The organism is Chryseobacterium sp. CCNWLW53 (genome assembly GCF_037083525.1).
Taxonomy (GTDB): domain Bacteria; phylum Bacteroidota; class Bacteroidia; order Flavobacteriales; family Weeksellaceae; genus Chryseobacterium; species Chryseobacterium lathyri.
In genome coordinates, this window is sequence record NZ_JBAOJR010000004.1 from 112,746 (window position 1) to 125,293 (window position 12,548).

At 36.5% G+C, this 12,548-nt stretch carries 15 protein-coding genes; 4 read left to right on the forward strand and 11 right to left on the reverse strand.

The genetic code is table 11. The annotated features are described in order from the left end of the window. Positions 1-49: 49 nt before the first annotated feature. The 5 genes from V6R96_RS13680 to V6R96_RS13700 form a co-directional block, all read right to left on the reverse strand. On the reverse strand, positions 50-436 hold the full coding sequence (locus V6R96_RS13680) for a hypothetical protein (RefSeq protein ID WP_111953352.1): 387 nt from the start codon (positions 434-436) through the stop codon (positions 50-52). A 14-nt stretch (positions 437-450) separates the two neighbouring features. Continuing rightward, on the reverse strand, positions 451-753 hold the full coding sequence (locus V6R96_RS13685) for a hypothetical protein (protein WP_146896905.1): 303 nt from the start codon (positions 751-753) through the stop codon (positions 451-453). Between the two features lie 286 nt (positions 754-1,039). Continuing rightward, positions 1,040-1,654: a Crp/Fnr family transcriptional regulator gene (locus V6R96_RS13690; RefSeq protein ID WP_223559511.1), complete on the reverse strand. Its 615-nt coding sequence runs from the start codon at positions 1,652-1,654 to the stop codon at positions 1,040-1,042. Between the two features lie 377 nt (positions 1,655-2,031). Continuing rightward, positions 2,032-2,253, reverse strand: a complete 222-nt coding sequence (locus tag V6R96_RS13695) for a hypothetical protein (RefSeq protein WP_111953348.1) — start codon at positions 2,251-2,253, stop codon at positions 2,032-2,034. 84 nt (positions 2,254-2,337) lie between these two features. After that, positions 2,338-3,222, reverse strand: coding sequence for a DMT family transporter (locus tag V6R96_RS13700; protein WP_223559512.1), 885 nt, complete (start codon positions 3,220-3,222; stop codon positions 2,338-2,340). Positions 3,223-3,315: 93 nt separating this feature from the next. Here V6R96_RS13700 and V6R96_RS13705 point away from each other — a divergent pair, with 93 nt between their 5' ends. Beyond that, positions 3,316-4,728, forward strand: a complete 1,413-nt coding sequence (locus V6R96_RS13705) for a PLP-dependent aminotransferase family protein (RefSeq protein ID WP_223559513.1) — start codon at positions 3,316-3,318, stop codon at positions 4,726-4,728. Between the two features lies 1 nt (position 4,729). On the opposite strand, the gene V6R96_RS13710 is transcribed toward V6R96_RS13705, so the two are convergent. The 5 genes from V6R96_RS13710 to V6R96_RS13730 all read right to left on the reverse strand — a co-directional run bounded on the left by V6R96_RS13710 (position 4,730) and on the right by V6R96_RS13730 (position 7,995). Beyond that, positions 4,730-5,323, reverse strand: coding sequence for a Crp/Fnr family transcriptional regulator (locus V6R96_RS13710; protein WP_111953342.1), 594 nt, complete (start codon positions 5,321-5,323; stop codon positions 4,730-4,732). Continuing rightward, a complete protein-coding gene (gene ytxJ / locus V6R96_RS13715) occupies positions 5,323-5,700 on the reverse strand; it encodes a bacillithiol system redox-active protein YtxJ (RefSeq protein ID WP_336379445.1) in 378 nt (125 codons plus the stop codon). The genes V6R96_RS13710 and ytxJ overlap by 1 nt, the downstream gene beginning before the upstream one ends. Beyond that, positions 5,697-6,158, reverse strand: a complete 462-nt coding sequence (locus V6R96_RS13720; protein ID WP_336379444.1) for a DUF1569 domain-containing protein — start codon at positions 6,156-6,158, stop codon at positions 5,697-5,699. Before V6R96_RS13720 ends, ytxJ begins: the two co-directional genes overlap by 4 nt. Further along, positions 6,152-6,688 carry a YfiT family bacillithiol transferase gene (locus V6R96_RS13725; RefSeq protein WP_223559516.1) on the reverse strand — a complete coding sequence of 179 codons (537 nt, stop codon included), beginning with the start codon at positions 6,686-6,688 and terminating at the stop codon, positions 6,152-6,154. Before V6R96_RS13725 ends, V6R96_RS13720 begins: the two co-directional genes overlap by 7 nt. Positions 6,689-6,852: 164 nt before the next feature. Next, positions 6,853-7,995: a DEAD/DEAH box helicase gene (locus V6R96_RS13730; RefSeq protein WP_336379443.1), complete on the reverse strand. Its 1,143-nt coding sequence runs from the start codon at positions 7,993-7,995 to the stop codon at positions 6,853-6,855. Between the two features lie 434 nt (positions 7,996-8,429). On the opposite strand from V6R96_RS13730, the gene pncA reads away from it, so the two are divergent. Continuing rightward, positions 8,430-9,035 (forward strand): bifunctional nicotinamidase/pyrazinamidase, encoded by a 606-nt coding sequence (gene pncA, locus V6R96_RS13735; RefSeq protein WP_111953334.1) that lies wholly within the window; start codon positions 8,430-8,432, stop codon positions 9,033-9,035. A 197-nt stretch (positions 9,036-9,232) separates the two neighbouring features. Here pncA and V6R96_RS13740 read toward each other — a convergent pair whose 3' ends face one another. Further along, positions 9,233-10,417 carry a pseudouridine synthase gene (locus tag V6R96_RS13740; protein WP_228452530.1) on the reverse strand — a complete coding sequence of 395 codons (1,185 nt, stop codon included), beginning with the start codon at positions 10,415-10,417 and terminating at the stop codon, positions 9,233-9,235. A 101-nt stretch (positions 10,418-10,518) separates the two neighbouring features. Here V6R96_RS13740 and aroB point away from each other — a divergent pair, with 101 nt between their 5' ends. Both aroB and V6R96_RS13750 read left to right on the forward strand, forming a co-directional pair. Then, on the forward strand, positions 10,519-11,565 hold the full coding sequence (gene aroB / locus V6R96_RS13745; protein ID WP_336379442.1) for a 3-dehydroquinate synthase: 1,047 nt from the start codon (positions 10,519-10,521) through the stop codon (positions 11,563-11,565). Positions 11,566-11,844: 279 nt separating this feature from the next. After that, positions 11,845-12,480 carry a porin family protein gene (locus tag V6R96_RS13750; protein WP_111953330.1) on the forward strand — a complete coding sequence of 212 codons (636 nt, stop codon included), beginning with the start codon at positions 11,845-11,847 and terminating at the stop codon, positions 12,478-12,480. The last annotated feature ends 68 nt before the right edge of the window (positions 12,481-12,548 follow it).

The following is a 12,548-nucleotide window of genomic DNA, read 5'->3' on the forward strand; positions in this document are numbered from 1 at the left end:
TCTTTTAATGTGGTGTGAAGGTTAAAATCAAACTAAAATCTTTTATGGATCATTCTTTTTCTGCCCTGTCTTTTTCCAAAGTGCTTAGCAGTTTATTGAGGTATTCTTCTTCTTTTAATACTTTATAGTATGCTGTTTTGGCATAGAGCGTAAAGTGTGAATTTTCAATATTTATTTCTGTATTCAAGTTTTCCGGAGGTAACGTAGTTTTACCATGATACTCGCTGATATTCAGAATATATTCTTTAATATAAGTGTCAATTACATTTTTCAGAATGTCACATTTTGCATTATTTTTTATCTTTTCTAATGATTTGATCAGAAAAGCGGTAACTCCGTAAGAATTGATAGCACTAGGGAAAAGAGATTCATTCTCTATCATATTGTTTTTATCATATAATCCGGAATGTATTAAAGTGTCGTTTTCAAATATCATATTCGTAGCGGTTATTAGTTATCGGAAATTTTTAAATATTTCTCAAAATAATGAAGGTCCTCCTTGTCTTTGATTGAAAGATAGAACATGATCTGCTCCGGTTCTTTCAGCCCTATACTGCCGAAACAGTCGAAATGTGCAATCAGAGCCTGTATATTCTCAATCTCTATGTCTTTCAGGATCACAAATAATAAAAAAATATTATTCTTTATTTCTTTGGCATAGATAGCTGCACCATCTTCAAACCAATTTCCTCTGTTAGAAACTTTAATGAAATCCTTATGCTTTAATGTTTTTACTATTTTATGACAATCCATATTTGAGTAATTGTGGTTATATACTTTCGGGAGAAGTTTCAACATCAATTTCTCTGAACTGCTGCTATTTTCAGTATTGTTACTGAGTTTTATAAAATCAATATGAATGGCATATGGCAATCTGCTGCTTCATGCTGTAGAGCAATGACCGGAATTTTTAATCATCTGAAAAGCCTGAAGCTTTAAACTGCCCTTACCTGGTTTAAGAATTGTATTGAAACTTATATTTCAAATGTACGCCTGAATAATTCACTTTTTTATGACCTCAGTCATATTAAGCCCTGCATTAATAAATAATTTTCCTGTTTTCTATGGTAATGCTTCCCTCTTTTTCCATTTTTTTTAAAGCTCTGATCACTGTTTCTACGCGTAAACCTACCAGATTGGCGATCTGCTGTCTTGTAAGCTGTACATGAAAGCAGCTTCCACAGCTGTCATCATGATAGCTTTTAAGATAATTAAGAAGCCCAGTGAGCCTTGAAGTAGGATTCAGAGAGGCCATATTCTGCATCATAATTGCTTTAAAATAAAGCCTATGGGAAAGACATGCATTCATTTCCAAAGAAAGCTTTGGATCTGTCTTTATTAATTGGAGAAACTGATCTTTCGGGACTCTTATAATTTCCAAAGGACTGATACAAATGGCATTCATAGGATAAAACTTATCCAAAAAGAGCATTGAATCCCCAAAGCTCTGATTTTTTCCGAGAATGTTGTGTATGAATTCTTTTCCTTCTTCATCATAATTGTTCAGCTTCACTTTTCCCTCTGTAATCTGTAAGTAATAAAGAGAATGGTCTCCCTCTCTGTATATAATCTCACCTTTTTTGTATTGTTTGGTTTCTCCTCCATATGAGTATAGCACTTCTTCGGCTATATTCATGCAGCTTATTGTCTTCATAGTTTTTTTATTTTATTTTCAATAAAAAATAGTGAAATTTATTATTGAAACCACGTTTAAAATAAATTTTTCAGATTAAAATATTTGAAAATTTATTTTCTGCTCTCTATCTGCTATCCTAATGGTTTTAGTAAAAAATTTATGAAATCAGATTCAATCAAACCAAATACAAATATTGAACCTTATTAATTTGTAAACTGTTAAAATAAGTTAAATAAATTAGCAAAAACAAAATATATTATTGAATTCTTAGAGATTAAATCATCATATTAATAAATATAAGTTTTCAATATAAGCTGTAATCCCGACAGCTGCTGTAAAAGACATTAAAACCCGCTTTAAATAAAACGGGCTTTAAAATCTATGAATGATAAAAATTATTTTTTGATAACCTTAGCTGTATCTGTTTTTTTGGTAGCTGCAGGATTTGCAGTATGTAAAGTATCGGAAGGCACAGGAGTAGTAACTACAGCGGTGTCTGCCGGTGCCCTATCAATAATTACACTGTCTGTTGTTGTGGTAGAAGTGTCTACTTTTGTTTCCTTTTTGCAGCTCAATACAGTCAAGCCTAATAGCATTAATGCGATGGTAAATTTCATAATAGATATATTTTGTAATGTGTTCCAAAGATAATTCATTACTAAATGTCCTTTTATGACTTGGATCATAATGCTTTATTTTGATTATTTCGCAAACTTTTTGGTTCCTGCAACACATAAAATAACCCCAATGGTTACTCCCACCATACCTATGCTCACCTGCTCATGAAGAAAATAAGCAGCAAGTGCCAATCCGAAAAAAGGCTGCAAAAGCTGTAGCTGTCCTACCGTAGCAATACCACCTTGCGCCAGACCTTTGTACCAGAATATAAATCCAATGAACATACTGAAAAGGGAAATATAAGCCATCCCAAACCATCCCTGGAAACTTACGGTCTCGATATGATCTGGAAAATAAATGAAAAATAGAGGAATCATCACCGGCAAAGCTAATACCAGAGCCCAGGAAATTACCTGCCATCCTCCTAATGTTTTTGAAAGTTTTGCCCCCTCGGCATATCCCATACCGCAAAGGATAACCGCAAGAAGCATTAGGATGTCGCCAACAGGTGAGGCGGATATTCCCTGCGAAACAGCATATCCTATTACCAAAAGGCTTCCGATAACAGAAAAAAACCAAAATATAGGATGTGGTCTTTCCCCTCCACGAAAAACTCCGAATACAGCAGTTGCCAAAGGAAGCATTCCTAAGAATACAATGGAATGTGCCGAAGTAAGGTATTGAAGTGCCAATGCGGAAAGAAGTGGAAAGCCAACTACACAACCGATAGAAACCAGCAAAAGGGGAAATATCTGATTCTTTTCAGGCCGTTTTTCTTTATAAATCATCAGAACGGAAAGCGCCAGAATTCCTGCAATAGCAGCACGGGCTATGGTAACAAAAATCGGGCTCATTTCCATTACGGCCAATTTGGTAGCAGGCATAGATCCACTGAATAGCAACACACCTATAAAGCCGTTAATCAACCCGCTTATATTTTCATCTTTAGAAATTTTATCTGTCATCATTTTCTATATTTTTTTGATAATTCAAAATTAAAGCACTGAAATGAATAAACACAGTCTCAGTTTTGTATATTTGCATGAGTACAGTTGTGAAAAATGAGCAAAGAATTTATCTATACAGAAATTGCTGAGGGAATTGCTTCCCAGATCAGAAATGGCGTCCTGAAGGCCGGAGACAGGTTACCTTCAGTAAGAATGATGTGCCAGGAACATCAGGTAAGTATGAATACGGCAAAACGTGTTTTCCTTGAGCTTGAGTCACAGTCTTTAATTGAGTCCAAGCCTCAATCAGGTTATTTTGTAAGCAGACTAATGTCTGTGAAGCTTCCTCTTCCCGAAGTAAGCCGGCCTTCTCTGATTGCCAATAATGATGAACCGGATGAACTGATCAGCAAGGTTTACGAAAATATGGGTAAAAAAGGGCTGACATTTTTTTCTATCGGAATTCCTTCGGGAGACCTTCTGCCACAGGCCAAATTAAAGAAGGAGATCATTAATGCAACCCGTGAATTAAAAGATGGCGGAACGGAATATGAGGAACTTCAGGGAAATTTAAAGTTGCGGAGAATGATCGCAGTGCGTTCACTTCAATGGGGCGGAAATCTCAGCGAAAATGATTTGGTTACCACAAACGGTGGGATGAATGCCTTATCTTTCTGCCTGATGGCCTTAGGCAAACCTGGCGATACAATAGCCATTGAAAGCCCTTGTTATCCGGGTATTTTACAGCTGGCACACGGATTGGGTTTAAATGTACTAGAACTTCCTACCCACCCGACAACAGGTATTGAAATAGAAGCCCTGAGAAAAGTGATTCCACAGATAGATCTGTGTTTATTAATTCCCAATTTCAATTCACCGCTGGGAAGCTGTATGCCGGATGAAAATAAAAAAGAGATTGTGAGAATTCTTTCTGAAAACGGAATTCCTCTGATAGAAGACGATGTATACGGTGATCTTTATTTTGGAGCGAGCCGTCCGAAATGCTGTAAGTCGTTTGACAGAGACGGAAATGTGCTGTACTGCAGCTCAATTTCAAAAACCCTGGCTCCGGGGTATCGCGTAGGATGGATTGCACCCGGAAGATATAAGGATAAAATAATGAAGCTCAAGCTGCTCCATTCTACGTCATCTATTTCTATTGTTAATGAAGCGGTAGCCAATTTCCTCAAGTCCGGAAGGTATGAAAAGCACCTCCATCAAATGCGTAAAGCTCTTCAGAACAATTATCAGAATTATGTGCAGACTATCGCAGACTATTTCCCTGAAGGCACAAAAACAAGCCGCCCGCAAGGTGGTCTTTCCCTGTGGGTGGAGTTTGATAAAAATATCCGTACCACTGAACTCTATGATCTGGCCATTAAACAGAACATCAGTATTGCTCCGGGCAGGATGTTTACCCTGCAGGATCAGTTTGAAAACTGCATGCGTCTGTGTATTGGTCTTCCGTGGACAGAAGAAACCAGGCTATGTCTTCAGCAGGTTGGAACGCTCGCAAAAAGGATCTGATTTATCTGTCAGGAACAAAATTTTTCCGTGCCAGCTCTTTTCTTACTCTGCTCAGGCTTTCAGGCGTAATTCCAAGGTAAGATGCGATCATCCATTGGGGAACTCTCAAAAGAAGGTCGGGGTACATTTTAATGAATTTCATGTATCTTTCTTCTGCTGTTTCGCCCAATAAAGAATTGATCCTGTTCTGGAGGCTTCTGATGTGCTTCTGTAAAAGAAAATCACTTCTTTCGATACTGTTAGGAAATTGCTCTACGAGATTATTGAAAAAATCGGGGTGCAGAAACAGAACCTCTGTATCTTCCACCGCTTCTATATAGTAAATTGATTTTTCGTTGAAATAAAGGCTGCTTCGGTCAGAAATCAGCCAACTCTCAGGGGCAAACTGTATAATGTGCTCTTTTCCGTTCTTGTCAATGGAATACATTTTCAACAACCCTTTTTCTACAAAGAATATATGCCTGCAGATTTCACCATACTGTAAAAGAAACTGATTCTTAGGTATTTTCTTCACTTCATAGTGTAAGCTGCACATGTTCACTTTTTCTAAAGGAACATTTAATACTTTGGCTAAATATGTGTTAATATTCTTCATTATGAAATCTGGCTTGCGGATATATCTTCATGCGATGCACTGTTAATGACTTTTCCATCTTCAATTATGATCAGCTGAGGACTCTCATGCCTGATTCCAAAGTCTTCGGAAATTTTATTGGAAATGGATCTGTATTCCAGCAAATCTAAGAAATATAAATCCAGCTTATTATCCAAACTATCTATTTCTTTTTCAAAGTTTTTCAATACTGTTTTGCTGATGAAGCAGCGTGTTGAATGTTTGAAAATAGCAATTTTATGGTGATGGGATGCTTCAATGGCTTTGGCCAGGTCTTCCTCAGATTCTATTTTTTTCCAGAAGGATTGATGCTCAGGGTTGTTTTCTTTTCCTCCGAATATTTTATCAAAAAAACTCATACATTAAATTGTTTTAAATGATGATCAAGATGTTTGTATTCTAAAAATCCCCAGTCTTTTTCAGTCATTTTCCCGAATAATCTGTGGTAGTCCGGAAGATCTTTATTTTCAGATGTTGTCCGGAAGTCCTTCAGTGTATTCAGCAGATTGGTTTTTGATTCATCAAAATCACATTCAAAATTAACGATTAGTTTTTGAAAAGTAGGCATGTTTCGGGGAATTCCGTTATTAAAGATCTGCATTTCTATTTTGGTTACTATTCCTATTGCAGCAAGAAAGAAATTAAGTTCCGGAAGTTCAACTTTTCTCAGAGCTATCTGAAGAACAAAATCACAGTGTCTCAGCATTTGGGAAACGTTCATTTTCCCCCATCTTTGTGGAGTATTTTTAGTAAGAAGAGAAATTCTGTAGGCAATTTCTTCAAAATGAACAGGATTATGCAGACTTTTCTTTACCACCCTTTTTCTCTCTTCAGATTTTCAATGTGGGCAAAATGATGATTACAGTGCCATACATAGAAAGCAAGATAATGTCTTAAGTCATAATCTTTATTCTGTTCAGGATGTCGGAAAGTTCTTTCGAACTGTTTATTGGTAAGAGTATTAAGCAGAACCGTCCATCTCTGATGCGTTCCTTTAATCATTCTCATCGCAGGCTTTACAGGCATATTGGCACTATCCTGAAGTTCTGCCCATTTGGCTTCATCATAAGGTTTGATCACAGGATTATCTTCTGTAAGGGCCAGCTTAAAACGTATAAAACTATTGATATGGCTGTCTGCAATATGGTTAACAAGCTGGCGGACCGTCCATCCTCCTTCTCTGTAAGGGGTATCTAATTGCTCATCCGTGAAATTCTCAATCAGATCTTTCAGTCTTGCCGGGAAATTCTTGATGACTTTAATATGCTCATCCAGCTTCGTGTCACAGATATTTTCAGACTGCTGAAACTGACCGATGGGAAATTTCTTTTGCTCTAAATCGTTCATTTTTAATTTTCTTGGTGGTATGTTTAATCAAGTTTTCTGTTGTGATAAAATTACTACAAGAAAAGCAGAAAGACAATAAAAAATAAAATTTCAAAAAATTATACTGAGTGAGAAAATAAAAAAGCCTCAATTCTAAATTGAAGCTATATAATTAAATTCATCTGCTAATAACCATGCAGATCAATTCCCTCCGTTCTCTGTAAAGTCACTTTCCTGCCCATCTTTTTTTGGATCACCCTGAAATGCTGCAGTTCGTCATCCGTCAGAATATTAATGGCAGTTCCTTTTTCGCCTGCACGTCCCGTTCTGCCAATCCTGTGAATGTAATCTAAAGGCGATCGCGGCAATTCATAATTGATCACACAAGGTAAAGATTCGATATGGATACCACGGCCAATAAGGTCTGTAGCAACTAAAATCTGAGCTCCATTTACTTTAAATTCTTCTAAATTATTTCTACGGGCACCCTGTGATTTCTGACTGTGAATGGCTACGGCTTTAATTTTATTCTTTTTAAGCTTTTCCACTAAATTATCTGCAGATCTTGTAGAGGAAACAAATATCAGCGCTTTTTCAACCTTCTTCTCTTTAATTAGATAGCGTAAAAAAGGACCTTTATTTTCCGGAGAAACATGATAGGCCAGCTGCTCGATATTATCAATTTCTACTTCTTCTTTTTTAATTTCAATAATTACAGGATTAATGGATAAGCGTTCCTTCATTTCAGAAACCTTATCATTTAAAGTTGCTGAAAACAGGGTCGTTTGTTTCACTACAGGCATCAGTGCGAAAAGCTTATCCATTTCTTCACCAAAGCCTAGCTGAAACATTTTATCTGCCTCATCAATCACTAAATGCTGGATTCCTGAAATACTTAATGCGTTATGATCAAGTAAATCCAATAAACGGCCGGGCGTTGCAATAAGAACTTCCACTCCAAACATTCCTTTCATCTGCGGATTGATAGAAACACCACCATAAACAGCCATAGTACGTACCTCACGTTTCAGATTTTCGGTAAAAGCCCTGAAAACTTCATCAATCTGAATGGCGAGCTCGCGTGTAGGAACCAATATTAAAACCTGAACATTACGGTCTTTTTTAACTTCTGAATTCTGTAATTTCTCTAAAATAGGCATCACAAAACAAGCCGTTTTTCCGGAACCCGTCTGTGCAATTCCCATCAGATCTTTTCCCTGCAGAATTACAGGAACAGCCTTCTCCTGAATCGGAAATGGCTTCAGGTAACCTAATTTGTTGACAGAACGAATAATATTGTGTGATAATCCTAACGACTCAAATGACATAAAATACTTATTTGGTGCAAAGATAAGCTATTGATATTTGACAGATAGCCCGAAATTGTATCTCCTATAAGCAAAAGTTTAATAATTTTAACCTGAGTTCGGGAGAAGAAATTAAGATTGAAGTGCTGGAAGCAGGAAGAGGGGTGCTTGAAGTTACTATTGGACTATAGTTAAAATTGAATTATTATTCTTAAAAAAATTAGTAAAAAACCGAGGTATAGTTATTTTTTACGACCTCAATAACTTCCCTCTTCCAGCTTCAGGCTTCCTTACCATGTTAAAAACAGAAATGCCTTATCCCGAACTCAGGTTAATTTTAGTTTTCTCAGACCTTGCTCCTATCTGTTTTTTAAAATTATATTGCCGATTTGTCCGATAATTCAGTTTTGGAGAGTTTTTTGAGTAATTTTATCCAAAATTCGAGAAATCTAAATATGAAAAAAGCGTTAATAATCGTAGATGTACAGAATGATTTCTGTGAAGGCGGCGCATTAGCAGTTCCTGAAGCCAATGAGGTCATCCCCTATATTAATCTTCTGATGGAAGAAAATGAATATGACCAGATCGTTCTTACACAGGACTGGCATCCTGCCGATCATAAAAGCTTTGCCAGCAACAACAACAGAAAAGTTGGCGAAAGCATTATCCTGAACGGCGTACCACAGTTCATGTGGCCGGATCATTGTATCCAGGGTACTTTCGGGGCAGAATTCCACAAAGATCTGAACAGAGATAAAGTAACCCACATTATCCAAAAAGGAAAAAATTCAGAAATTGACAGCTACAGTGGATTTCAGGACAACAATCACTTTATGAAAACAGGGCTGGATGATTTTTTAAAGTATCATGAAATTCAGTTGCTTGAAATTGTTGGTCTTGCAATGGATTATTGTGTGAAATTTACGTGTACAGATGCGCTTGCAAACGGATATATCACATGCCTTCATTTCAATGGAACGAAAGCCGTTAATGTAAAGCCTGATAATGGCAGAGATGCTATTTATGAGATGATCCAAAAAGGAGTTACAGTTCTCGGATAGGATTTACATATAATTTTGAAAGCCATAAACTGTTTTCAATTATAAAATATACCGATAAGAAAAAGGCGCAGAAATAAAATTTCTGCGCCTTTTTAATACGTATAATTTCCTTAAATGATTTAAGCCGAATATTCAATTATGATGCAGAATCAGCAGAATCAGCAGATTCGTCAGTCATAATTTATAACTCAAACTTATTAAAGCATTTTAAGATTATTAACTTCCAGATCTGTAAGGATTCTCCAATGGCCACGTTTGATGTTCTTTTTCGTAAGACCTGCAAACATCACTCTGTCCAAAGCTTCCACTTCATATCCAAGTCTTTGGAAAATTCTTCTGATCACACGGTTCCAGCCAATATGAATTTCGATTCCTATCTCATTTTTCGGTTTTCCTTCAATAAAAGAAATCTGATCTACAACGGCTACCCCTTCATCAAGGCGGATCCCTTCCACAATCAGTTTCATATCTTCATGGGTCAGTTTCTTATCCAGGGTTACGTGATAGATCTTTTTGGCATCAAAAGAAGGATGTGTCAGCTTTTTCGTCATGTGCCCGTCATTTGTCAAAAGAATAACTCCGGTTGTAGAACGATCCAGTCTTCCTACAGGAAACAAACGGTATGGTGATGCATTAGCAACCAGATCCATTACTGTTTTTCTGGCTTTGTCGTCCTTAGTTGTGGATATGTATCCCTTTGGCTTGTTTAGAAGCACATATACCGGTTTTTCCGGGGTAATACCCTGGCCGTCGAAAACTACTTTATCAGTCTTCTGAACCTGATATCCCATTTCAGTTACCACCTGTCCGTTTACTTCCACAAGTCCTTGCGTAATCAGTTCATCAGCCTCTCTTCTGCTGCAGATCCCGGAATTGGCAATATACTTGTTCAGACGGATGGTGTCCTTATGAACATCTTTCTCAATTTTGTTTAACCTTCTTTTCTGTACAAAAGATCTTGCCTTATCATCATTTTTGTCATCTCCAGCGGATGGTCTTCTTCCGTATTTCAGGCTGCCTCTTTCATACTTGTCTCTGGTATCAAAACTTTTTCCGCCTTTTTTGGGTGCTGACTTACCAAAAGTTTTTCTCTCACGTCCTTCACTTGAATTGGTAATATAAGCTCTGCTCTCAGTTTTTGCCCCGGAGTCCTCATCTCTGTTCGTAGGGTTATCTCCGCTTTTCTTAAAAGGTTTCGGCTCAAACTTCGAATTGCTTCCTTTATAGTCAGTATTTCTTTCACCAGCTTTTGGAAAAGGCTTCTTAAAAGGTTTTGATCCTGAAGAATTTCCAGATCTAGAAGCACGAGAATCATCAGAATTGTTTCTTGTTGAAGTTCTTGGTCTTTTTGGTCTTTCTGAATTATTGTTATCTCTGCTCATTCTAAAAATTTCTGCAAAGATAGTAATTTAGTTACGAGTTAAAAATTAAGAATCATAACTTTGCAGAATAGTTTTATTTTAATTTTAAAGAAACTCCAATAATGATAACAATATTAAACGATGATTTTTCTCAATTAAATAGTTTCCTTCACGAAAAATCTTTCAGTAAGATCTTTATTTTAGTTGATGAAAATACCCATGAATATTGTCTTCCGGTTCTATTAGGCAATATGGAAACAGACTTAAACTTCGAAATTCTTGAGATTGAGGCTGGTGAAGAAATGAAAAATATCCAGACCGCCAACCAGCTATGGGAGATTCTTACCGAAATGCAGGCAGACAGGAAAGCGCTTGTCATTAACCTTGGTGGCGGTGTAATTACGGATATGGGTGGTTTTGTAGCCTCTACCTATAAAAGAGGAGTCCAGTTCATTAATATTCCTACTACCCTTTTATCAATGTGTGATGCCTCTATCGGAGGAAAAACAGGGATAGACCTTATGCATTATAAAAATATGGTAGGAACTTTTGCCTTTCCGGAACAGATTTTCATTTATCCTAAGTTTCTGGAAACACTTCCGTTTAAAGAATTGCGGAGTGGTTTTGCAGAAATGCTGAAGCATGGCCTTATTGCTGACAAAGCGCATTGGGAAAGTCTTATTCAGATCCACAAACTTGATGTAGAAGCTGTAGTTCCCCATATCCAGACTTCAATGGATATCAAGCAGGACGTCGTGGAAAAAGATTTTCATGAAAGAAACATTAGGAAGACCTTAAATTTCGGACATACAATCGGACATTCCGTAGAAAGTCTCTGCCTTAGCCAAGGAAACCCTATTCTTCACGGTGAAGCTGTTGCCATGGGAATGATCTGTGAAGCCCATCTGGCTTATCTTGAAGATCTTATTACCCAACAGGATGCCGCGGATATTGTGGAAAACATTCAGAGATACTACCCTTATCTTGACATCAGTGATTTTGCGGATGAAAGTATTACTGCTCTTTTGCTGAACGATAAAAAGAATACAGACCGCAAAATTAATTTTTCATTACTTTCAGGAATCGGTTCGTGTACCTATGACCACCAATGCAGTGAGGAAAACATTTTGAAGTCTCTTGATTTTTACAGAAAATTGAATAATGCTTAAATTATTTATACAAAAGAATCATTCTTCTTTACTATTTTAATGGAATTAATAATTTAGATTATCTCTAAACAAACGTTTGTTTTTTAATGTAAATTATTAATAATCAATATTTTAAATAAAAGCAGCTTGTAATTTAGGCTGCTTTTTTTACTGACTTTTATCATGTTATCTGTTTTTGGCAAGCAATTTGAAAGATAATCTGCGTCAAACTCGGTAGTAAGTTTTTGACAGTAGTAAAATTTAAAATTAGAATAGTAAAATATTAAAAAAATTAAAGTTATGAAAAAGTTAATTTTAGGATTGGCAGTAACTGCAAGTTCATTAGCGTTTGCTCAGCAGACTCCATCATCTTCTTCTAACCCGGTAACATTTGGTGTAAAAGGTGGAATGAACGTATCTTCTCTTTCTAAAGACGAAGGTTTGGATGATCAAAAATCTAAAATCGGTTTCAATGCAGGTGTATTTGCGAATATTCCAGTAGCAGAATCATTCAGTGTTCAGCCGGAGGTATTGTATTCTCAATATGGTGCAAAAGCAGATTACACTCTATTAGGGACTAAGTATTCTTCTTCAACTAAATTAGATTATATCGCTGTACCGGTAATGTTCCAGTACAACCTGATCCCTAATCTTTATGTAGAAGCAGGTCCGGAATTCGGATTCTTGGTAAGTGCAAAAAACAAAATTAAAAACGAAAATAACGGAAACTCTTCTACTTCCGATAACTACAAAGATGATTTGAAAACTTTCAACTTTGGTATTGGTATCGGTGCAGGGTATTACTTCACTCCGAACTTCGGACTTACAGCAAGATATGTTGCTGGTCTTACAGACGTTGCTAAAGACAGACCTAACGGATCTGATGCAGTAAAAAACAATGTATTCCAAGTAGGATTAGCTTATAAATTCAAATAGTAAGCTTTAACATTCAGAAACAAATTTTATATTCAATAGAAAGCCGGATTAATTTATTTAATTCGGTT